The organism is Streptomyces coerulescens (assembly GCF_042657965.1).
GTDB classification, from domain to species: Bacteria; Actinomycetota; Actinomycetes; order Streptomycetales; family Streptomycetaceae; genus Streptomyces; species Streptomyces coerulescens.
Genome location: NZ_JBHSKM010000004.1, coordinates 77,850 through 98,029 on the forward strand (window position 1 = coordinate 77,850; position 20,180 = coordinate 98,029).

Genomic DNA, 20,180 nt, shown 5'->3' on the forward strand with positions numbered 1-20,180 from the left:
ATGTCTCCAGTTCCTTGGCGGATGCTGAGAGGTCAGGGCGGCCCGGTCTTTGGCGAGAGGGGGCCGCCCTTGGCGTAGCTACTGGTGGTCGGTGAGGGAGCGGGCGTACTGCTGGCGGACGTAGACGCGCGGGTCGCAGATCACGCCGGGCTGGTCCATGTCGAGTAAGTAGAGGGCCGCCGCGATGGCGGTCTCGGTGAGGTCGCCGGGGGTGTCGGGTTCGTCGAGCAGGGCGATGCGGTCCAGCAGGGCCGCCTTGCGCAGGTAGAAGTCCCGGTGCAGCTCGGTGAAGCACTCCAGGGCGGCCAGGGTGCGGGTCGTCCAGCCGATCTCACTGAGGATGCTGGGGGCGTTCGCGTACGCCTGCTGCGGGGTGGGCCAGTACTCCGGGTCGGTGCGCTGACCGACGGTGGCAGGGCTCTCGAACATGCGGGTTCCTCTCGGGTTAGAAGGGCGGTTCGTTGCTGTAGCCGCCGGGCGGGGTGCGCCGGAGCCAGTGGGGCAGGGGCAGCAGGGTCAGACGCCACGCGGTCCAGCAGGCGCAGGACTCGTAGTTGGCGCCCCACCACTCGCCGGTGTCGGGGTGGCCGTAGTCGTGGGCGATGCCGCCCACGCCCTGGCATTCGGGGCAGTCGGGACGGGGCGTGTCGGTCAGGGCCAGCGCCCGGCGGGGGCAGCCGATGACCTGGATGCGGAGTCGGAGCATGGGGGTTGGTCTCCTGTTAGCCGTAGAACTTGTTCCGCTTGATGACGGCCTTGCGGATGTTGACCGTGGTCCCGCTCTTGTGGCCGCTCGCGCTGAACACCTGCACGGCGATCCATCCGCCGAAGATCACGGCGGCGAGCGTGATGAGCTGAGTGATCAGTGCGGTGAGTGCGGTGATGAACGTGGTGAGCAGCAGCAGTCCGCCGCACACGGCGAGGAACCCGACGCCCCCCAGGGCGACGTTCACCGCCGCGCGGGAGACGACCGGCTTGGCCGCGACGGGTTCGGGCTGCATGGGACTGATGGCGTAGCCGGTGACGACGCGGCCGTCGGGCAGGACGACGCTCGCCACGGCCGGGACGTGGCCGGGCTGGACGGGAACGAGTGGCGCCGGCGTCACGGCGGCGGGGGTGATGGGGGTGGGCTGGTGGACTTCCACGGCCCGCTCGTAGGGCGCGTGGCGGGCAGGCTCGGGGTACATGCGGAATCCCTTCCGGCGGTAGGCCAGGGAGGCAGACACACCCCCTTCGGGGTGCACTGTGGAGGGGTTTGAGGGGTCTGACCTGGGGTGCCTCCCTGCCTCCCTGACTGATCATTTGTGCAGGTCAGGGCCAGGGAGGCGGGTCAGGGAGGGGTTCAGGGAGTTCTCCCTGCCTCCCTGACCCGAGGCGGGTCACCTCCCTGTCACTTGGAGGCGGAAGCGGAACCATCGGTGTCGCGGTCGGCGAGGGCGCGAGCGAGCCGGTCACGGCCGACGACCATGCGGCCGTCGGACTTGTACGGCTCGGCTCCGGTGCCGTCGAGAACACGCTTGAGGTCGAGGAACGACCACTTGCCGTAGGACTCCGCGCTCAGGGCCCCGAGCCGCTTGAGGACGTCCTGGGTAAGCACCCGCGACGCGGTACCGACCACGGACGCGATGTCCGCAAGCGGGTCGCGCTTCTCACCACGCTCGATCGTGTGCAGGGTGGTGACTCCGTCGCGCAGGGCCTTGGCACGGGCGGCGATGGCCTTGGCGTCGTCGGTGCTGATGTAGTGCGTGCGCACGGTGATGGACGACTGGCCGGCAGGAATCTCGATCCCGTCGGAGGCGACGACCAGGGTTCCCTTGTCCAGGCCGGGACGCAGCAGGTGGGGGGCGGCGCCGCCGTTGACGGCCTTGTCCCCGAGTGCCATGCGGGCCTGGGACTCCGTGCCCAGCGCGAGTGAGGCTCGCGTGTGCGCCCCTTCACGGACCAGCTTGGGCAGGTTCTCGTTGGTGGGGTCCTGGGTGCCCTGCCACAGCAGCACGTTCACAGCGCGGCCCTGGTTGTGAATCTTGCGGGCGCCCATGTAGTAGCGGGAGGTGGCACTGGATCCGCCGTAGGGCCGCTTGTCCTCACCCTTGGCCGGGCACATGAACGCCACCTGCGCCTCGTCCACGATGACGACCAGAAGCGGGAAGTCGGTGCCGGGAGGCTCCTGAAGACGACGGTTCATCTCCCCCACGGCGTCCTCGACCATCTCCGTGACCTCGATGACGTGCTCGTCAGTCGGGCCCTGAATGAGCCGTGTGGCGATTCCGTCGAACATGGCCCAGTCGCCGACACCCTTGAGGTCGCCCATCCAGAACTCCACGGACCGGTCAAGGGCAAGCCACAGGGCGAGTGCGCGCAGGGCGGCGGTCTTGCCCTGGTTGGACAGGCCAGTGATCAGGAGGTGGCGCTGATACAGGCTCAGGCTCGCCGCATCCCCGCGCAGGTCCTGCCCCCACGGGGCGCGGCCCTTCTTGTAGTCGGCGGTCATCGTCTCGTCGGTGACCAGCGGCGACGGACCGATCGGCTCATCGAGCGCGCCAGAGTCGGCGATCCACAGGCGGACCGTGCGCGCGGCGACCGGGATGGTGACGAACACCTCGTGCTCGTGCCGGGTCAGGTTCTCCGCGAGCTTGCGCCGCTTGTTCTGCACCTCGATCGTCGACACCCCAGAAGGAAGGGTGACGTCGACCTCGACCCCGCACCCGGCGATCGTGATCGGACCGAGCATGGAAGCGCCGGCGTCGCCCATCTCCTTGATGGCGCTCTTCAGCGGAGCGATGCCCAGGTCACGCAGGGCCTTGACCACAATCGAGGGCGTGATGGGCTCACCCTCACTCGATCGGGCGTTGGCGGGCAGGGCCCACTGAGGGGCTGCCTGCTGCTTGCTGCCGACGGCCCACAGCGCGAGCAGGGCGAACAGCGGACCGAGGATCAGAGCCGGACCCCACACGATCTGCACGATCCGGATCAGCAGGGCAATGAAGTCGATCGTTGCTGCGAGCGGAGTGATGACGTCCTTGACGTCACCGTTGCTGATGGCCATCACGACACCGAGCGCGACCAACGCCCCTATGCCCATGCCGGTGCCGACCGCAGCGCCCTTGGCGACCTCGATCGGGGAGTGCAGCAGGTCCATGCGGCGGCGGTGGCGGGCGTCGCGGAAGCGCTGGAGACGCTCTTCCCATTCCTCTGCCAGCTCGTTGTTCCCCGCGGCTTCGGCGGCCCGGATCATGCGCTCATAGCGGGCGCCGGTGCGTCCGTCCCAGGTCCGACGGGCCACGATCCGGCCCCCGTTGAACGTGTAGAGACCGTGCCGGACCACCGCGCGGCCGACCGTTTTCGTTCCGTCGGCGGTAGCGACAGTCTTCACCGCGCGACCGGAGCGCACCCACAGCGGGAGGGGCCGTGCGGGCGGTGCGTCCGGCACCACGGTCAGCGTCGTGACCTGCGCGTCAGGGTCGATGGGTTCGGGTGTCTTGTGGAGGTGGACGACGTTCTCGGTCATGCTGGGAGTGCTCCTGACTGCCCCGAGGCGGGGCGGGAGTTGAGGTGAGAGCCGGGGTGGCCGGTGTCCCTGGCAGGTGGCGGCCACCCCGGCGGTTTCGGCTGGTCAGAACCAGCCGGAAGACTTCTTCTGCGCCTTGGCGCGGGCGGCCTCGGTGATGAGTCGCTGACGCTCGCCGTGCAGGGCGGTCAGCTCCGCGTTCAGCCGCCGCTCCACGGAAGAACCGATGGAGTCCATGCGGTTCTCCGCTCCGGTGGTGCCGCGGTCGCGGTAGACGCTGCGGGCGCCGCTCGCCATCGCGCGGCTCATCGAGAGCCGTTCGCGGCTGGTCAGGGGCCACCACTCGCCGTTCTGCACGGCTTCCAACTTCTTCTCGGTCCGCTGGATCTCCTTGTCCAGGCGGCGGATGTCGGCCTTGCTCATCACGTACTCCTCGGTGGTAGGTGAAGGTCAGGCGGTGTCTTGTGCGGCAAGGCACATCCCGCAGATGCCGTGCGAGCGGGGGATGCAGTAGCCGACGTCCACACGGCAGGCCGGGCAGGTACGGCGGGCGAGCATCGCCAGCGCCAGCGCGCCCCACTTCCGCGACGTCATCGGCCGCACCGGCTTCGCTCGGTCGATGCGGTAGAGGTAGGCGACCCTGGGGGTGCCGGTGCGGCGGTTGATGCGCATGGCCTGCGCCGCTATCGGCTGACCACCCGGACGCAGACCCTCAGCCCGTAACTGCCGACGCGTGGCCAGACCGTCCGGCGCCAGACGCCACGGGTAGGTGGGCACCCCGTACAGGGCGCCGGACGGGTCAAAGCACTTGCCCCACGCGGCCGACATCAGGCGACCTTGGCGCGCTCGGCAAGGAGGGTGTCGCGCAGCATCCGCGCGTTCGCCGGCGAGGTGTGCACCTCGCGGCGGATGCCCTCAGCAGTCACCTTCGCGTCCGGCCATCCGGCGGTCGCCTTGCGCGCCTCATCGAGCAACTGATCGGGGGTGCGCTTGGGTCGGGTCGACTTTGCCGCGTCGGGGAGTCGACCGGTCGCCCGACGGGATCGGGTCGACTCGGCAGGCACCGTACGCCGCTCGATCGAGGCGAGCGGGAGGGCGGCGCCCTGCGGGATCGGCTTGAACACCGGAGCTGACTTCAGGTGGTCGTTCGGGCCCTGATCGGGCAGCCGCACGAGCGTCGCGGTGATCGGCTCAGAGGTCGATTCGGGGAGGTCAGCCGTAGACCGCTTCATTGTGGTCTCGGTAGATTCCTCCGCATTCGCGGACTGTGCGGGATCGAGGGCCGGGGTAGGCGCGGTACCGCCGAACATCGACGCGAGCGCAGCATCCGCGCCCGCGGTAACTCGATTGCGCTGGACGTCCAGGAGCTTCGATCCGAGCGCGACATCGCCGACGCCGACCCTGCGCGCGAGTCGCCACGACGTCCGATCGGACCGCTTCCTGACGCGGCTGCTCGGGTGCTGGGTGGCGCGGGCGCGGTGGTAGGCGAGCGCCTGCACCAGATCGGCGGTGCGCCGCTCGTGCTCCGCGTCGCGGCCGTCGGTGTGGACGACGATCCGACGGGCCAGGAACGCCATGCCTTCCGCCGACACGGACATGCCCATCGGGGTCAGGGCGTAGATGACGGTGCGGCCGGCGTCGGGTGCGGCCATGGCGCCCATGACGGCGGCGGCGGCCGGCAGCGCCCACAAGCCCGCGCGGACGATGCGGGGGGAGGACTGGCCCAGCATGGTCAGACCGAGCAGGACCAGGGCGAGTACGGCCGTGGCGCCTTCACCGGCACCGAGGGCACCGAGGGCGGTGCCCTTGCCGTAGGAGTGGCCGATGTTGCTGTAGGTGCCGATACCGCCGATCACGCCCGTGGCGAGCATGGGCACGAACGCGGCAGTCAGGACACCGATCTGAACCTTCGTCAGGGGCTTGTGCGTCATCGGGCACCGCCCCTGCTCCGTGCGCCGTGCCGCACCCAGCCGAGGAACTGCGCGAGGCAGCCGCCCGCGATCAGGTAGCGCCAGACACGCTCGTCGGTGACGAACGCGGCCGTGATGCTGGTGAAGGAGAGCAGCAGGCCCACCACGATCAGCAGCAGGGCCAGGCCGGTCGGGGAGGTGTTCGCCCTCATGCCGCACCGCCCGGCATGCTCGCGTTCTCACGGTTGATCAGCGCGACCCGGGCGGCGAGCGCCCGGCGGCGGGCGCGGCGGATGCGCTGGTGGTCCAGCTCGGTCGGGGTGCGGTCGAGAGTGATGATCTGCGCGTCGAGCAGGTCGACGTCCGCCAGGATGACGGGCATCTCCTGCTCGATCGCGTCCAGCTCCGCATCCGTCGGCTCGATGAAGTCGGCGAACGCGGTAACAGCGTCCTGAACAGTGACGATGTGGCTCATAGGGTCGTGTGTCCTTCCACAGGGAACGGCCCGAACTGCGGCCCCGGGTCTAGCCACCCGGGGCCGTGCGCCGTTGAAGTCGGTAGATCCGGCTCCCCTCAGCGCCGCTCGTGCGAGACGAGCGGCGGAGGCAACCGGCCGCAGCCGTTGAGCTGCGGAAAGGTCGGATTGCGCTGTACCGCGCACAGGACAGAACCCGTGCGCGCCCGCCCTCTTGCTTGCGAAGGGGGGACGGGCTTCCCTCGGCACACTGTTGAGTTCTCAATCAACCGGCGCTTCCTTCGTACTCACCCCTGCGGGCTTTCCTCCGGGCGCTGTCAGCGCAGGAGGGCACACTTGAAGGTGTTGCACCACCTGCTCAGCTTGTTGGTACAAGCTGATGTGGTGATGCTGCACCCACGGACAGTGAGTCGTCAAGGGATTGGGGCCTACATGTACCAACAAGTTGCGCGAGTGCGTCATGATGAGGGCATGAACAAGCAGCCGAAGTACCGGCAGGTCGCCGATGTCCTACGCCGCGAGATCGCCGATGGCACCCACGCGCCAGGGGCGCGGCTGCCCTCAGAGAGCGACCTCCAGCAGCGTTTCGACGCGTCGCGGAACACCATCCGTAACGGCCTGAGCTTGCTGGTCAGCGAGGGGTTGATCTCGTCGAGCCAGGGACTCGGCTACGAGGTCAAGTCCCACGAGGTGTTCGAGCTCAATGCGTCCCGCTTCGAGAACCTGTCGTTCCCGCAGAACGGCGACGCCTACAACACCGACGTGACGAACGCGGGGCGTCGGCCCCACCAAACGTTCCGTGTCGAGATGCTGCCGGCGTCGCAGGAGATCGCTCAGCGGCTCAAAATCGAGCCCGGTACGAAGACGGTATTGCGGTTCTGTCATCGCTATGTGGACGACGTTCCTTGGTCCACACAGGCGACCTACTATCCGTCGTGGCTGGTCGATGCGTCGCCGCGATTGGCTGAACCTGGAGACATTGCTGAAGGCACCACGCGGTACCTGACCTCTCAAGGTATCGAACAGGTCGGGTACTTCGACGAGATCGCGGCTCGCATGCCCACGCCCGACGAAGCTCGCCTACTTGAGATCGGAGCCGGTGTGCCGGTGATGCTCTGGACTAGAACCGGATACTCGCCGGACAGGCCTATTCGATGCACGGTCACGACATTTCGAGGCGACCTGAACCGAATGAACTACGAAATCGGCGAGTTGACCGCCCGAAGTGAGAACTCGTGATCATCTCTCTCGCAGAGCCCCACGACGTAGCCAAGCTGCTGTCGTTCCGTGAGGAAGCGGCAGCCTGGCTGCGCGGTCTCGGATCCGATCAGTGGAGTCGTCCTTATCCCGCTGACAAGCTGCTGGCCACGATCGAAGCGGGCACCGTCTTCATGCTTCGAGACGGGCATACGACGGCCGGGACGATCACGCTCACCCCGGACGCGGAAGAGGGCCTTTGGACTGACGAGGAACTGGCTGAACCGTCGATGTTCGTCAACAAGCTCACCGTCGGCCGGGAGTACGCCGGGCAGAACCTAGGGGGCCGGCTGCTCGACTGGGCCGGTGACCGCGCGCACCGCGCGGGTGCTCGATGGCTGCGGCTGGACGCGTGGACTTCGAACGAGGCGCTCCAGCGGTACTACCTCGCCCAGAGCTTCACGCACGTTCGTACCGTCCGCGAGGGTACGGCGGTGAACGGTGGTCCAAGGGTTTCCGGGTGGCTTGCACAGCGCGCGGCACGGCCAACTGACGGGCACGGCTTTACTGATCGCACGCCCACTCCCGTGCGGATCCGATTCGCGGCCTGAGTCGCAACGGCGACGATCTCCCACCCAGGTGAGACCTTCGTCACAAGAGTGGTTGATGCGAAGGCAACTGCTGGCCGGCGCCTCATGTTTGTTCTGTCGCGCATTGAGGCTTACGGCTCGACTGGTCCGCTTGGTGTGACGCGCAGGGGGGCTTACATGTCCCCGGGGGACACAACCCTGCCACCTGCACTGCATTCCTTAATTACTGCAACACCCTATGGCATCTTCAGATGCAGTAACCGCAGGTGGCATGGCATTGCAATGCTTGTCGCGATACTGTGGCGAGGGCGTCGCAATAGCAAAATTGCAATTACTCGGCGACGGGTCGGAGATGCGCAGCCAGCGTCCCGTAGGCCACTCTGTCGGCTCAGATAGCAGCGTCTACCCCCGCCACGACTGCCAGGAAGGACGGGGGCAGCACGCCAGACTCATAGGAGAGCCACGATGAGTGTTGCCCACTGCTTACCTCTGCCGTCAAGTGATCCCCGCGTCCGTTGGTTGGTCGTGGTGATCCTGATCCTCCTTGCGGCCTCATCGCCGCAACTCGCAGCCGCCCTCGGGTTCGCCGCGAGTGCCGTCACTGTGGTTGGCGCTGAAGGCAACCGAAGGGGCCGAAGCGATGCAGGTCCAGGTCCCATTGCTTGACATCAATGACTGACATCAACAGAGGCGTACAGCCTCGTACAGTGACGCACCGGTCCCTTAGCGAGTAACCAGCCCGCTCAGGGAAATCTCGCGGTTCGATGGGCCCGCCGGCACGGGGCACGCGCCTACGGATCAGGTGGTTGGATTCAGCTCTGCCGACTGTGGAGACGGCAGAGCTGCCAACCCAGACCTCCTCAGCCACTCCTCGTACCGCCAGCGCAGAGCATCGGCGTGCGGGCGCTTCGGCAGGTCCCGCAGGTGAGCCATCGTGATGCGCAGGTCGTCAAGGGTGGGACCGCCGGGCACGGTTACGACGTCGAGCGTGTCCGGGTGGAAGGCGAAGAGATACGCGTCGTAGGCACGGTGTAGTGCGGCATTGAGCGGGATGCCGTTGCGGGGATCGTTTGTACCGTCCTCGCTGACCGGACGGAGGTGGGCAGCATCGAGCATCTCCCGAACTGCGATGCCGGTCAGCGGGCAACGCGGCGAGTAGCGCTGGAAGACACGTAGCTTGAAGCGTGGCTGGCCCGGGCGCTCCGTCACGTCTCGCCGGTTTCGCCGGGTTTCGCTCCCCGTGAGGACAAATGGCTCGTCGTCTGAGTGATCCTCGCTGAGTACCTGCTCGGGGGGTGTCGCTCCGTACGAAAGCAGGAACGTACTGCTCGGGTCGTCCCATCCCTCGACCCAAGCAAGGCGTGCGATACGCCATTCGGATCTAGGTGTCGGCTTGGCTGAAGTGAAGATCGGCAATCGCAGGTCGGCTGCCGCCTTCATCGCGTTGATCTCCGCGGCATCGCGTCCGCCGGGCCGGGCGGTCTGCGGGTAACGGTAGAGCGCCCCGTCCTCCGTGAAGTCGTCTGAGTAGTGAGCACCGGTATGGAGGATGCCGACAGCAATTCCGCCGGCGTGGATGGCTTCAGTTCTGGCTACGTCTGCCCAGACGCCTTGTCCACCGCCGTAGGCGCCGTACTCACGGAGGGCACCCGCAGGGACCCTGCTCAGGTCGGGGTTCGTCGCTCGGAGATGCGACCAGACGGCGAGGCGCCAGGCGCGCTCTCCTTCGACCGACTTCGGTCGGCCATCAACGATGACGAAGCCCAGACGGGCGAGCATGCGGTTGCTGTGGTCGCGGCCGCCGCTGATGACAGGATCTGGGAGATCCCCGTGCTCGTGCTTGTGGGCCACGTTGAGGATGGCCTTAGCGTCGTACAGCTTCTCGTCGTGCTGTAGATAGAACTGGTTCGCTCGGTCGAAATCGTGATCAGCAAGGAAGGCGTCCCGCCCCGCTTCGTCGTACTCAGCCAACGCCCTCAGCACTGCTCCACTGCTGATCTCACCCCTAGTCATGGCGGCAGCCTAGATGGCACCACTGACAGCGCTGCCATGGCGTCCAGGTCGTTCGTACAGTGGCGTGCTCCACCTGGACGCCATGAATCACGCCCGCTCCACGATGTGTGGGTCGACGGCGGACGGGATGGAAACTAGGGAGATTTGCGGGCTAGGCAAGTAGTCGAGCTAGCCGTTTAACCGCATGTTCAGACGGAATCAGGCGAACTAGAGGAATCACGATTAGATTCTTGAAAGAGTGAACCCTGACCTTGTGCAATATTCGTCCGTTTAGTAGGCCTAGCGAACTCATCAATCGATCCGAGAGTTCGGACTACAACAGCATCATATAGCCAGCTCAGATTTCCCTCTTTCTCCAAACGCCCGCTCACTTGCAAGGCCAGATCTCCCTCATGGGCACGAATCGCCTCGTGATAGTCCTCGTCATCAGAGAGGCGAACTCGAACCTTTTTCACCGGCCCAGATTGCAGCGCCTCAATCCCGAAAACACCCGGACTACCAACGCGCTTTTTGGCAAGAAGGTGCACTCGTCCAATCAGAGTGACGAACCGTGATGACGTGTCCTCCGCCAACTTCACCGCCGCTTTATTCAACGGCTCGACGTCGGATCCCTTGAGTTCGAAGTGAGATGATAGCGACGTTGGAGCAGGAATCGCCGGGTCCCACTCAATGCTTATATCAGCACCATCTGATTCCTCCGCCATTCCCAGCAAGGCGTTTGCCATCTCATACGAGATGCCCCGATTAACGCCCGCTTCGAAACCAGACAGTGAGCCACTGATTCTGTAGTGCTCCAAAGCCTCAACCGTCGCCTCAACTGCACGAACGACGGACTGATTCACATCTCGCACCGAGGCCGACGCTACGTGTGGAATGAATGACGAAGCATCTGCGGATGAGAGTTCAACTCCCGCAGTCGGAGGGGCATAGGCGGTGACGATATAACTGCCAGGCGCTGTTTGTCCCATCAGAACTTGATCCAGGTACCTGTGAGCAAAGCGGCCATGCCTATTCACAAAGTGCCGCTCAGTACCCATATAGGATTTAGCACCGGCAAGCAAAGTTCTGCGCGCTGATTCAATCAAGCGCTCACCGCTGCGCCATCCAATAAATCCTGATGGCGCAGCTGACTCTTTGCGGAACTTGAACTCATCAGACGCCTCAACGACGAGACGAGGATAAATAGAGCGGACCCAAAGGTCTCTATCTTGCGAGATCTGGAGCAAGGCCGATTGCATCGACTCTGAAAACTCTGGAGCCCCCTCATCCAGCGGAACCATTAGGCTCGACGCTGAAATTACTGGGCTACTCTCCGGTGGCGCGTAGCGGGCATAGATGCCACGCCTGCCGCCGACTGCGACCCACCCAGCTTCTTCTAGAGCAGCACTGAGCTTACTTGGATCCACTCGTGCAGGAAGCGTGACGCCCGACGTATCAGTCATTTAGCGGTTCACCCCTGTCGAGTTTCTCCATAATTTTCGTCAGAGCTACTGCATCTAGGCGGTTCTTGGTTGGAATCCGGACGCTCGGCTTCTTGACGGAAGGGTCAGCCTGGATACCTTCCAAGTGTGCCCAGTAGCAACACCTCTTGGTGACTAGTCCCTCATGAGAGACGTCCGTCCAGTCCGCCTGCCGTGTTGGCGTAGTCATAACGACGAGGATCGCTTTAGGGTAACTACGCGGCTTCACTAGGTGATCGAAGTACTGACGTTTCGTGAACTGGTAGCTGAAGTAGTCTTTCGCAGGATCAGGAGTGATCTGCGTCGTGCACTTAAGCTGCGCGAGCAGCATGGACTCTTCGTCGAGGTGGCTTCGCGGTGGACGCACAAATCGAACGTCGTAGCCCCAGATGTCGCCTTGGACCACCTCTAAGGTGCAGCCCGCAGTTGCTGCCACACTTGTGACATACCCCTGCTGGAGTTGCTCCATCATCTTCGTGACGTGCCGTTTGTCGACGGCCTCGATGTGGCTCGCTCTAGGGCGCTTGCCGCCCGCGGCTTCGACTGCCCCCACCACAGGCAACGTCTCCCCAGTCCCCCAACGATCAGGAGACAAGGTTAGGCCAACCGTGGGGCCTCGTGGTAGATGAAGCTCGATACTCATGACTCGAACGCTAGCGCTAGTCACTGACAGCGGCGCCGCTAGACCGGCTCGGGCGAAACAGCGGACCGTAGGCGACAAGGCCGCCAGCCGATGACCTCTGCCGGCAACGCTGCTGATGTACTGATCACCAGCAGTTAGGGCATGCGTGATCGCTGGTACCCAATCCGCACAGCGCCACAGATCAGGAGTTCCCCGTACCAGATCCAGCGGGGAGCCACGGGGAACGTCGGTCGCCGACGGGTGGCTGATGCCCTCTGCGTCCAAGCAGCGGTCCGCAGGTCAACGCCACACTGGCCTCACCTCGCTCGCATAGCGGGCCTCGGTTGCATCGTTGTCCTGGTCTTTGTCCAGTACGCCTACGGCCGCCGCTGTTCACCGCCGTACGCGCACTTCCTCTGACCTGCCCCGCGAACCCTTGCGAACGCCTGTGGACAGCCGCGCGGACAGTTGGAAAGCGTGTTGGGGGCAACCCCTCACGAGTTCGAATCTCGTATCCTCCGCCAGCTCAGAGGGCCGGACCATGAAAGTGGTCCGGCCCTCTGGCGTTCCTGGACCATGGCGTGGACGACGGACCCACAACTTGCACCGCAGCGGCGCGCAGTCGGAGTGAAGGAGACCAGTCGGGTTCTGCGAGATGGCAGATCTTTCTGCTGTCGGCTCATCGCGCCCGGCACGGTTGCACAGAGACATCCACCAGGGCGCCCACACCATCGGCACCGCTGCGGCCATCGCAGTCAGGCCCACCGCCTCGGGCAACCGAGCCGTACGCGCCCTCGGGGACCTGGAACTCGACCTTCCCTACCGATGCCCCCGCCGAAGGCATCTCGCGAGATATACTTGACTCCACTTTTGATATCAGGAGGCGCACATGAGTCGGACGGTTATCGACCTGGACGACGACCTGGTCGCCGCCGTGGCGAAAGCCCTTGGGACGAACACCAAGAAGGAGACCGTCAACACTGCTCTTCGCGAGGTGTTGGAAAGCCGGCGTCGCGCCCTGGCTCTCACCCGGCTGCGGACCGCCGCAGCCGACGGCGCTTTCGACCTGGAACTGTTCGAGAACAAGGAGAAGTACCGCCGGTGAACGCGGCCCAGTTCCTGATCGACACCAGCGCGCTCGCGCGGTTCATGCACGGGGACGCGGAGCAGTACGGCTGGGACCAGGCCGCCACTGCTGGACTCATCGCGACCTGCCCGATCACCGAGCTCGAGTTCTTCTCCAGCGCACGGTCAGCTGCCGACCGGACGAGCGGCATCGAGGACATGCGACTGATCTTCGGCTGGGTTCCCGTCGACGACCGCGCCTACGACCGCGCATGGCAGGTCCAGGAAGCCCTCACCAAGCAGGGTAAACACCGAAGTGCCGGACCTGTCGACCTAATCGTGGCCGCGACCGCTGAGCTGCAGGGGCTCACCCTGCTCCATCGCGATCACGACTTCGAGTGCATCGCCGCAGTGACCGGGCAGGCGCTTCAGTGGTACGGCCCGAGACACGGCAAGTAGGCCGGGCGGGCTGCAGTTCCACCCGAGTCCGCTGCACCGCAGGTCAGAACTCTCCCGCACATCCCAGTACCCCCAGATTCAGTTCAAGTGGTGGGTGTCGTTGAGTGCTCTCACCGTGGCGGTGCCGGTCTCGTCGAATGTCAGTGTCGACAGGGACGCCGCTGCGACTTCCATACGGAACAAGGTGTGGGGTGGGGCTTGGAGGGCGAGGCGGATCAGGGTTCTGAGGGGGCCGACGTGGGAGACGACCAGGACCGTCGTGCCGGCGTACTGGGACACCAGGCCGTCTCGTACCGCGGCGACCCGGCGGGTGACCTCGTGCATGGTCTCGCCCGCGCCCGAGGGTGGGCTCTCGGGTGAGGCGAACCATGCGCTCAGGTCGTCCGGGTAGCGTTCGCGGACTTCGGCGAAGGTCAGGCCCTCCCAGGCGCCGAAGTCCGCTTCCCGCAGGTCCCGGTCGAACCGGACGCTCAGGCCGAGGCGCGCGGCCACGCGACTAGCGGTCTCCTCGCAGCGCCGCATCGGTGAGGTGACGACCGCCGTGATGTCGCCGCGGTGGGCGAGAGCCTTGGCTGTCGCTTCGGCTTGGCGGCGTCCGGCCGGTGAGAGTCCCGGGTTGGATCCTCCGCTGCCGGAGAGCCGCCGCTCCGGGGTGAGCAGGGTTTCGCCGTGCCGCAGCAGCACGAGCGTCGTCACGTCACTCACTTCGCGGTCTTCAAGATCTCGGCCGTCTTCAAGGTCTCCGCCGTCCTCGAGGTCTCCGCCGTCTTCGACGTCTCCGCGGTCTTCGAAGTTTTCGTGAAGTGGTCCCTTACTGCGTCTGTCTGCTTCTCCATCACCTCGATGATGCGCTCGACCACGTTCAGGTCGGCGTCCTCGGCGATCTCCAGGACTCGCGACCAGTCGAAGAAGCTGCGAGCCGGGTCGTTGGTGATGGGGAAGACGCGGATGGTGGCCTCGTACTTGGCGACTCCGCTGGTGGGGGCCACGGCCCGGTAGGACTGGGTCCTGTTGATCTCGTCGCGGGCGGCGATCTCCTGCTGGACCAGGCGGCCGTTGAGCGTGAGCCTGAAGTCGTAGCGGGCCGGGACCGTGTCGGCCGAGCCGCCCTCCACCCAGCTGACGTCCCGGTGGATGTCCAGGTCGCCCGGGGACACGATGTCCAGGATCTGCATGGCGTCGCGGACGGTCGCCCACACGGTGTCCGGGTCGGCGTCGAGGACGGTGGAGTGGTACATGGTGTGCTTGCGCTGGATCGTCGGCACGGGGTGCTCCTTCTCGGTGGGGTGGACGGTCATCGTTTGGCGATGAGGTGGTTGCCGAGGATCAGGTAGTCGATCTCGGTGCCCATGAAGCAGTTCAGGGCGTCGGTGGGGGTGCAGACGATGGGTTCGCCCGCGACGTTGAACGAGGTGTTGATCAGGCACGGGGTGCCGGTGAGTTCGATGAATCTCCGCAGCAGCGCCGTGAGCCGTGGGGTTCCCTCGTCCGTCAGGGTCTGGATACGGGAGGTGCCGTCCACGTGTACGGCGCCGGGGATGCGGTCCTTGTACGCGTCGCGTACGGGGAAGACGAACGTCATGTAGGGGGAGTTCGTCTTGCGTCCCATCTCGAAGATCTCCGGTGCCTGCTCTTCGAGGACCAGGGGGGCGAACGGGCGGAAGGGTTCGCGGTGCTTGACCCGGGTGTTGATGATGTCCTTGATGTCGGTGAAACCGGGGTTGGCGAGGATGCTGCGATGCCCCAGCGCGCGCGGCCCGTGCTCGACGCGGCCTTCGAACCAGCCGATGACGACCTTCTCCGTCAGCAGCTTCGCGACCTGCTCGACGACCTCGTCGTCGTCCAGGCGTGAGACGACGACGCGGTCGGTGAAGCCCGCGAGAGCCGCTTCGATCGCGGGCTCGTCGTAGGACGGGCCCAGATAGGGCGTGACGGGTGTGGAGGCGGCGGTGCGGATGTCCGCGGGGGCGGTGTCGGGGTGGTGGAGCCAGGCGTGGGCCGCGGCTCCGATGGTGATGCCGGTGTCGGAGGCGCCGAAGCTGACCTGCATGTCCTCGAAGCGGGAGCCTTCGAACAGCGGGGTGTTGTTCAGGCAGTTCAGGGCTACGCCGCCTTCGAACAACAGCCGGTCCAGATCCGACGTCTTCTCCAGGTGGCGGACCTGGTGTGCGGTGGCGACGTTCAGCATCTCCTGCGCCGCGGCGGCCACGCGGGACGTGTACGCCAGGGTGTCCTCGAAGGGTCCGAAGTACTCCTCGAACAGGGCGTCGTGGCTGTGGAGGTCGTTGGTCCGAAGGGGCTCGGTGAAGCTGTAGCGGCTGTCGTCGTGCAGCGTCAGGAGGTCGGTGACGAACGGGTTCGGCTTCGGCGGGGCGGCGTATCCCGCCAGGCCCATCACCTTGTACTCGTCGTTGTTGGGGACGAAGCCGAGGAAGCGGGTGATGGCGGAGAAGAGGGTGCCCATGGAGTGCTGGGCGCCGGTGACCGTGTCGTCGAAGACGGTGATACGGCCGTCGCGGATCTCGCCCGTCAGCGTCGAGAAGCGTTCGGCGCGGCCGTCGCTGACCAGGAACGCGGCGTCCTTGAGGCCGGCGAGGTAGTAGCCGGTCGTGGCGTGGGCCAGGTGGTGCGGGACGAAGCGGACCCTGGCCGGGTCGGGGCGGTGGCCGGTGCGGGCCGCGAAGTCGGCGAGCATCGCCTCGTGGCTGACGACCTGGGCGAACAGGTCGGCCATGTCGCCCATGAGGTCGGTCTTCGCGGCCGGCGGCAGCGGCGAGGCGCGGATCCCGTCCCGGATCTCGTCCAGGACCTGGGGAGTCCAGTTCCAGGGGAAGGCGAACAGGTCCACGTCGTCGTAGGTGATCCCGGCTTCCGCGAGGCACCAGTCGATCGCGTGCGTGGGGAAGTCGGTGGTCTTCTTCTCCCGGTTGAGGCGTTCCTCCTCCACCGCGGCGACCAGGCGGCCGTCGATCAGGAGTGCGGCGGCGGCGTCGTGGCCCAGGAGGTAGTGCTTGTTGATGCCGGTCGCACCGAGGCGTTCGGAGAAGAACTCCGACACCCGGCTGAAACCGTTAACTCCGAGAACAATCACGGCAGTCTTTCCTGTGCTGGAAGGTGGTGGCCCGCGATGGGGGCTACTTGGCGAGCAGCAGGTCGCGGAGCTGCTCCCCGGCCGCGGGTGCCTGGCACAGGCCCGCGCCGGTGAATCCGGCCGCGTACAGGAAGCGGCGGGTGGGGTGTGCGCCGATGAAGGCGGTGTTGCGGGGACTGGCGTCGAAGTCGCCGGTCCACGCCCGGTGCAGGCGGATGCCGTCCAGGGCGGGGAACAGGGTGCCGAGATGGCCGGTGATACGGCCGAGCCAGGCTTCGCGCGATTCGCCGGCCTTGGGTGCGCCCATGGCGAGGAGGATGCGGTCCTTCCATGAGCGGATCCGCAGGCCGGACGTGGCGTGCATCGTCATGGGCATCTCGCCGTGCGGGGCGGGCGGGACGTCGGTGAACAGCATCTCGATCGCGTGGGGTCTCATCGGCAGGTCGACCGATGCCAGGGACGCCACCTCGCCGGACCAGGGCCCGGCCGTACACACGATGCTGGCCGCCTTGATGCTGCCCTGCGGGGTGTGGACGGTGTTGTCGTCGTCGATGCCGGTGACGGGTGTGTGGGTGAACAGACGGGCGCCGTGGTTGCGGGCGGCGGCGGCATAGCCGCGGACGATGTCGAGGCCGTCCACGTGGTACGCCTCGGGGGACCAGGCGGCGGCCAGCACGGCACTCTCGCTGATCAGCGGGTTGAGCTCGGCCGCTGCACGGGCACTGATCAGACCGACGTCCACGCCGGCGGCCTGCTGGGCCCTGTGATCGGCCTCGAATTCGGCGATCTGCTGTTCTTCGGTGAACAGCACCATGAACCCGAGCCGCTGCAGGCCGAGCGGGGCCCCGATGTCGCGGGCGAAGTCGTGATAGGCCTTCAGGCTGCGCACGGCCCGCTGCCCGGTGCGGGGGTCGCCCGGGAAGTAGGTGCGGACCATGCCCGCCGTGTGCGCGGACGCCCCGCCGCCGAGGGCTCCGCGGTCCAGCAGCACGGTGTTCACGCCGGCTTCGGCGAGGTGGTGGGCGGCGGAGGTTCCGATCACTCCCCCGCCGATGACGACGGCGTCGGCGTGGGCAGGCAAAGCGCTCACGGCTACACGCCCGCCTTGGCGTCCTGCTGCCGCAGATGGTCTCCGGTCTCCCACGGGTACAGCTGGAGGTTCCAGCCGCCGAGGCAGTTGATGTAGAGGGCCATCTGGCTGGTGACCGCGTAGAAGTCCGCTCGGTCGAGACGGTCGAGGACGGCGAGGAAGCGCTCGGTGAACGCCCACAGCTTCTCCAGACCGCAGTAGCCCAGGAACTCGGCGGGGACTCCGACCAGGAGGCGGGTCATCTGGACGAGGGAGGCCATGGGCATGTCCTGGACCGCGGCGCGGACGAGTCCGCCGTACGCGGCGTAACCCAGGGGCCGCGTCTCGCCGTTGACGAACAGCAGGGTGGGCAGGACGGTGCCGAAGTTGCCTGCCTGGGAGGGGATGATGCCCTGGTGGAGGTCGTCCAGCTCGGCCGGGGGCGCGAGCCAGATCTTCTCGGTCTCGGCGACGATGTCGGCGATCAGGTGGCTGGCGGCCGTGTTGGTGGCGTGGAGCATCGGAATGCGATGGCCGCCCGGCTCGCCCGCGCGGCGGACCTCGGCGAGGATCTGCTTCTTCGTGGAGTAGACGGCGTCCCAGATCGCGGCCCCGGCCTCCAGCAGGGCGGGCATGTCCGCCTCACGAACCCGGCCGACGGGAGTGGCGGGCATCGGCTCGGTCAGAGTGCCGTACTTGATGCCCAGATGCTGCAGGCCGGAGCAGAACACGGTGCCGTCGGGGGCCTCGCGCCGGTCGGGGATACGGGTGGTGTGGGGGGTGTGCAGCAGCGTGGGTATCGGCGCCACGTGGTAGAGGTGCTCTCCCGCGATGAGGGCGTGTCCCTGGAGGCTCCGGTAGGGCAGGGAATCCCACAGGGCGTCGGCGAGTGCCGGGTTGCGGTCGTCAAGGTCGGCGGTGACCGTGATGCCAAGGTCGGGCCAGGAAATCTCGATCTGGCGGCCAGGCAGCTTCTCGGACAAGGCTTTCCCCGTTCGTTGGTTCGGCTTGTCCCAGAAGTCCATCGTCAACTGGCCTGCCGCAGACAGGCGTTGAAAGCATGAAACCTTGATCGGCCCAGGGGCCGTGGTTTGTGCGTTTCTACGGAACCGCAGCTCAGGCCGGTTTGGCCGAGTGCACAATGGCGGAACGCCGACGAGGCCCCCAGGTCGCCGCGTTGAGGGCTCGGACCTCTCAACGCGGCGGCCCGGAGGCCTCGTTCGAACCCGCTCTCAGTAGTCGACTCTCAGTAGTCGACGCGGTCGGACTTGGCCAGCCACGCGTCGAACGGCGCCGTACGGTTCGGCATCTCCACTCGCTCGATCACCATCGGCCACAGCTCCGCGGGCCTCTTCTCGAACAGGTCGTAGAACTTGCGGTCGTCGAAACCGGCCACCGCGGCGTCGTCCCGGTCGGCGGCGAAGATGATCCGGTCGACCCGCGCCCACAGCGCGGAGGACAGACACATCGGGCACGGCTCACAGGAGGTGACCAGGACGCAGCCCTCCAGCGAGAAGGTGCCCAGCTTCTGACAGGCGGCACGGATCGCGCTCACCTCGCCGTGCGCCGTCGGGTCCAGGTTCGAGGTGACCTTGTTGTTCCCGATCGCGACGATCTCGCCGCCCTTGGCGATCAGCGCGCCGAACGGCCCGCCGCCGTTCTGCACGCTCGTGGTGGCGAGGCCGATGGCCTCGTCCATCCAGGCGCGCTCGATCTCCTGGATGCTCGCTTCTTGGGTGTACGCGGTCACGGTCACTCCTCTTTGTGCAGCCGGCGGGAACTCCCCGTTGCTGTTTCGTGCGGAATAGCGCAAGTACACCCGCCGGGCCCCGTCGAGGGTCAGTCACCGAAACCATGAAGGAGTTGGCTGGTCGCCGGGCCCCTCTCGTAGATTCGCATGAAGGGCGGGAGTCAGTTCTCCGCGGTTTCGAAGGTGCGCAGCAGATCGGCGGCGACGCTCACCGCAATGGTCGCGGGCTCCTTGCCGGTGATGTCGGCCAGCCCGATCGGGGTCTTGATCCGGTCGATGACGGCTTCGTCATGACCACCCTCGGTGGCGAGGCGCTTACGGAACCGCACCCACTTGGCCGCCGACCCGATCAGCCCGATCGAGCCGAGATGGGCGGTGCGCAGGGCGGCGTCGCACAGGGCGGCGTCCTCGGCGTGATCGTGGGTCATGATCAGGATGTGGGTGCCGGGCGGCAGCTCCTCCAGCACCTCCTCGGGCAGCAGCGGCGTGTGATGCGTGTGCACCTGCGCCACCGCGTCCGACAACACCTCGAGCCGCTCCTCGGTGAGGATGTCGGCGCGGGTGTCGATCAGATGGAGGTCGAGGTCCTGGCGCGCCAGGATGCGCGCCAGTTCGAGACCTACGTGGCCGACGCCGAAGATCGCCACCGCCCGTACCACCGGCAGCGGTTCGAGCAGCGCCTGGACCGTGCCGCCGCAGCACTGCACACCGTGCTGGTTGGTCACCTTGTCGTTCAGCGCGAAATCCATCAGCTCGGGCTCCGGCTCGGACGCTGCGATCATCTCCCGGGCCCGGTCGATGGCGACGGCCTCGACATTGCCGCCGCCGATCGAGCCCCATGTCTCACTCCGCCCCACGACCAGCTTCGCTCCGGCGTCACGCGGGGCATGGCCGCGCACGGTCGCGACGGTCACCAGCACGCCGGGCTCCCGGCGTGCTCGCAACCGTGCGACCGCAGCGATCCACGTCAT

Annotated in this window: 23 protein-coding genes; 4 read left to right on the top strand and 19 right to left on the bottom strand. The window is 66.4% G+C overall.

Features of this window, described 5'->3' with window-relative positions:
* Window positions 1-78: 78 nt before the first annotated feature.
* The 9 genes from ACFPQ9_RS08705 to ACFPQ9_RS08745 all read right to left on the bottom strand — a co-directional run bounded on the left by ACFPQ9_RS08705 (window position 79) and on the right by ACFPQ9_RS08745 (window position 5,893).
* Window positions 79-429 (bottom strand): hypothetical protein, encoded by a 351-nt coding sequence (locus ACFPQ9_RS08705; RefSeq protein ID WP_380849272.1) that lies wholly within the window; start codon window positions 427-429, stop codon window positions 79-81.
* Between the two features lie 16 nt (window positions 430-445).
* Window positions 446-706, bottom strand: a complete 261-nt coding sequence (locus ACFPQ9_RS08710; protein ID WP_380849275.1) for a hypothetical protein — start codon at window positions 704-706, stop codon at window positions 446-448.
* 16 nt (window positions 707-722) lie between these two features.
* Window positions 723-1,187, bottom strand: a complete 465-nt coding sequence (locus ACFPQ9_RS08715; protein ID WP_380849278.1) for a hypothetical protein — start codon at window positions 1,185-1,187, stop codon at window positions 723-725.
* A gap of 203 nt (window positions 1,188-1,390) precedes the next feature.
* Entirely contained in the window at window positions 1,391-3,508 is a 2,118-nt protein-coding gene (locus ACFPQ9_RS08720; protein ID WP_380849281.1) for an ATP-binding protein, read from the bottom strand.
* Window positions 3,509-3,613: 105 nt separating this feature from the next.
* Window positions 3,614-3,931 carry a hypothetical protein gene (locus tag ACFPQ9_RS08725; RefSeq protein WP_380849284.1) on the bottom strand — a complete coding sequence of 106 codons (318 nt, stop codon included), beginning with the start codon at window positions 3,929-3,931 and terminating at the stop codon, window positions 3,614-3,616.
* A 27-nt stretch (window positions 3,932-3,958) separates the two neighbouring features.
* On the bottom strand, window positions 3,959-4,336 hold the full coding sequence (locus tag ACFPQ9_RS08730) for an RRQRL motif-containing zinc-binding protein (RefSeq protein WP_380849287.1): 378 nt from the start codon (window positions 4,334-4,336) through the stop codon (window positions 3,959-3,961).
* Entirely contained in the window at window positions 4,336-5,439 is a 1,104-nt protein-coding gene (locus ACFPQ9_RS08735) for a conjugal transfer protein (protein ID WP_380849290.1), read from the bottom strand. Before ACFPQ9_RS08735 ends, ACFPQ9_RS08730 begins: the two co-directional genes overlap by 1 nt.
* Entirely contained in the window at window positions 5,436-5,630 is a 195-nt protein-coding gene (locus tag ACFPQ9_RS08740; RefSeq protein WP_380849293.1) for a hypothetical protein, read from the bottom strand. The genes ACFPQ9_RS08735 and ACFPQ9_RS08740 overlap by 4 nt, the downstream gene beginning before the upstream one ends.
* Window positions 5,627-5,893, bottom strand: coding sequence for a DUF6284 family protein (locus ACFPQ9_RS08745; protein ID WP_380849296.1), 267 nt, complete (start codon window positions 5,891-5,893; stop codon window positions 5,627-5,629). The genes ACFPQ9_RS08740 and ACFPQ9_RS08745 overlap by 4 nt, the downstream gene beginning before the upstream one ends.
* A 471-nt stretch (window positions 5,894-6,364) precedes the next feature.
* Between ACFPQ9_RS08745 and ACFPQ9_RS08750 the strand changes: the two genes are divergently transcribed.
* Window positions 6,365-7,132: a GntR family transcriptional regulator gene (locus tag ACFPQ9_RS08750; RefSeq protein ID WP_380849299.1), complete on the top strand. Its 768-nt coding sequence runs from the start codon at window positions 6,365-6,367 to the stop codon at window positions 7,130-7,132.
* Entirely contained in the window at window positions 7,129-7,701 is a 573-nt protein-coding gene (locus ACFPQ9_RS08755) for a GNAT family N-acetyltransferase (RefSeq protein WP_380849302.1), read from the top strand. Before ACFPQ9_RS08750 ends, ACFPQ9_RS08755 begins: the two co-directional genes overlap by 4 nt.
* A gap of 777 nt (window positions 7,702-8,478) precedes the next feature.
* On the opposite strand, the gene ACFPQ9_RS08760 is transcribed toward ACFPQ9_RS08755, so the two are convergent.
* From ACFPQ9_RS08760 to ACFPQ9_RS08770, 3 genes are all read right to left on the bottom strand, one after another.
* Window positions 8,479-9,693, bottom strand: coding sequence for an HNH endonuclease (locus ACFPQ9_RS08760; RefSeq protein WP_380849305.1), 1,215 nt, complete (start codon window positions 9,691-9,693; stop codon window positions 8,479-8,481).
* 188 nt (window positions 9,694-9,881) lie between these two features.
* Entirely contained in the window at window positions 9,882-11,135 is a 1,254-nt protein-coding gene (locus ACFPQ9_RS08765; RefSeq protein ID WP_380849308.1) for a hypothetical protein, read from the bottom strand.
* A complete protein-coding gene (locus ACFPQ9_RS08770; protein ID WP_380849311.1) occupies window positions 11,128-11,796 on the bottom strand; it encodes a DUF4365 domain-containing protein in 669 nt (222 codons plus the stop codon). The genes ACFPQ9_RS08765 and ACFPQ9_RS08770 overlap by 8 nt, the downstream gene beginning before the upstream one ends.
* Window positions 11,797-12,664: 868 nt before the next feature.
* Here ACFPQ9_RS08770 and ACFPQ9_RS08775 point away from each other — a divergent pair.
* Window positions 12,665-12,880 carry a type II toxin-antitoxin system VapB family antitoxin gene (locus ACFPQ9_RS08775; protein WP_380849314.1) on the top strand — a complete coding sequence of 72 codons (216 nt, stop codon included), beginning with the start codon at window positions 12,665-12,667 and terminating at the stop codon, window positions 12,878-12,880.
* Window positions 12,877-13,299, top strand: a complete 423-nt coding sequence (locus ACFPQ9_RS08780; RefSeq protein ID WP_380849317.1) for a PIN domain nuclease — start codon at window positions 12,877-12,879, stop codon at window positions 13,297-13,299. The genes ACFPQ9_RS08775 and ACFPQ9_RS08780 overlap by 4 nt, the downstream gene beginning before the upstream one ends.
* 78 nt (window positions 13,300-13,377) lie before the next feature.
* On the opposite strand, the gene ACFPQ9_RS08785 is transcribed toward ACFPQ9_RS08780, so the two are convergent.
* From ACFPQ9_RS08785 to xdhC, 7 genes are all read right to left on the bottom strand, one after another.
* Window positions 13,378-13,995, bottom strand: coding sequence for a histidine phosphatase family protein (locus ACFPQ9_RS08785; RefSeq protein ID WP_380849320.1), 618 nt, complete (start codon window positions 13,993-13,995; stop codon window positions 13,378-13,380).
* 5 nt (window positions 13,996-14,000) lie between these two features.
* Window positions 14,001-14,597, bottom strand: coding sequence for an SRPBCC family protein (locus tag ACFPQ9_RS08790; protein ID WP_380849323.1), 597 nt, complete (start codon window positions 14,595-14,597; stop codon window positions 14,001-14,003).
* Complete coding sequence (locus tag ACFPQ9_RS08795; RefSeq protein ID WP_380849326.1) at window positions 14,594-16,357, bottom strand: carbamoyltransferase family protein; 1,764 nt, start codon at window positions 16,355-16,357, stop codon at window positions 14,594-14,596. Before ACFPQ9_RS08795 ends, ACFPQ9_RS08790 begins: the two co-directional genes overlap by 4 nt.
* Before the next feature lie 76 nt (window positions 16,358-16,433).
* A complete protein-coding gene (locus tag ACFPQ9_RS08800) occupies window positions 16,434-17,480 on the bottom strand; it encodes an NAD(P)/FAD-dependent oxidoreductase (RefSeq protein ID WP_380849329.1) in 1,047 nt (348 codons plus the stop codon).
* Window positions 17,481-17,482: 2 nt separating this feature from the next.
* The gene (locus ACFPQ9_RS08805) at window positions 17,483-18,442 is read right to left on the bottom strand and encodes a cucumopine synthase-related protein (RefSeq protein ID WP_380849332.1); all 960 of its coding nucleotides are present in this window, start codon (window positions 18,440-18,442) and stop codon (window positions 17,483-17,485) included.
* Between the two features lie 263 nt (window positions 18,443-18,705).
* On the bottom strand, window positions 18,706-19,158 hold the full coding sequence (locus ACFPQ9_RS08810; RefSeq protein ID WP_380850045.1) for a nucleoside deaminase: 453 nt from the start codon (window positions 19,156-19,158) through the stop codon (window positions 18,706-18,708).
* Between the two features lie 212 nt (window positions 19,159-19,370).
* Window positions 19,371-20,180 (bottom strand): xanthine dehydrogenase accessory protein XdhC, encoded by an 810-nt coding sequence (gene xdhC, locus ACFPQ9_RS08815; protein WP_380849335.1) that lies wholly within the window; start codon window positions 20,178-20,180, stop codon window positions 19,371-19,373.

Excerpts from the sequence above, each read along its gene's own strand:
- ACFPQ9_RS08705 (WP_380849272.1), bottom strand. The coding sequence starts at position 429 with ATGTTCGAGAGCCCTGCCACCGTCGGTCAGCGCACCGACCCGGAGTAC.
- ACFPQ9_RS08710 (WP_380849275.1), bottom strand. The coding sequence starts at position 706 with ATGCTCCGACTCCGCATCCAGGTCATCGGCTGCCCCCGCCGGGCGCTG.
- ACFPQ9_RS08715 (WP_380849278.1), bottom strand. The coding sequence starts at position 1,187 with ATGTACCCCGAGCCTGCCCGCCACGCGCCCTACGAGCGGGCCGTGGAA.
- ACFPQ9_RS08720 (WP_380849281.1), bottom strand. The coding sequence starts at position 3,508 with ATGACCGAGAACGTCGTCCACCTCCACAAGACACCCGAACCCATCGAC.
- ACFPQ9_RS08725 (WP_380849284.1), bottom strand. The coding sequence starts at position 3,931 with ATGAGCAAGGCCGACATCCGCCGCCTGGACAAGGAGATCCAGCGGACC.
- ACFPQ9_RS08730 (WP_380849287.1), bottom strand. The coding sequence starts at position 4,336 with ATGTCGGCCGCGTGGGGCAAGTGCTTTGACCCGTCCGGCGCCCTGTAC.
- ACFPQ9_RS08735 (WP_380849290.1), bottom strand. The coding sequence starts at position 5,439 with ATGACGCACAAGCCCCTGACGAAGGTTCAGATCGGTGTCCTGACTGCC.
- ACFPQ9_RS08740 (WP_380849293.1), bottom strand. The coding sequence starts at position 5,630 with ATGAGGGCGAACACCTCCCCGACCGGCCTGGCCCTGCTGCTGATCGTG.
- ACFPQ9_RS08745 (WP_380849296.1), bottom strand. The coding sequence starts at position 5,893 with ATGAGCCACATCGTCACTGTTCAGGACGCTGTTACCGCGTTCGCCGAC.
- ACFPQ9_RS08750 (WP_380849299.1), top strand. The coding sequence starts at position 6,365 with ATGAACAAGCAGCCGAAGTACCGGCAGGTCGCCGATGTCCTACGCCGC.
- ACFPQ9_RS08760 (WP_380849305.1), bottom strand. The coding sequence starts at position 9,693 with ATGACTAGGGGTGAGATCAGCAGTGGAGCAGTGCTGAGGGCGTTGGCT.
- ACFPQ9_RS08765 (WP_380849308.1), bottom strand. The coding sequence starts at position 11,135 with ATGACTGATACGTCGGGCGTCACGCTTCCTGCACGAGTGGATCCAAGT.
- ACFPQ9_RS08770 (WP_380849311.1), bottom strand. The coding sequence starts at position 11,796 with ATGAGTATCGAGCTTCATCTACCACGAGGCCCCACGGTTGGCCTAACC.
- ACFPQ9_RS08775 (WP_380849314.1), top strand. The coding sequence starts at position 12,665 with ATGAGTCGGACGGTTATCGACCTGGACGACGACCTGGTCGCCGCCGTG.
- ACFPQ9_RS08790 (WP_380849323.1), bottom strand. The coding sequence starts at position 14,597 with ATGACCGTCCACCCCACCGAGAAGGAGCACCCCGTGCCGACGATCCAG.
- ACFPQ9_RS08810 (WP_380850045.1), bottom strand. The coding sequence starts at position 19,158 with ATGGACGAGGCCATCGGCCTCGCCACCACGAGCGTGCAGAACGGCGGC.
- xdhC (WP_380849335.1), bottom strand. The coding sequence starts at position 20,180 with ATGACGTGGATCGCTGCGGTCGCACGGTTGCGAGCACGCCGGGAGCCC.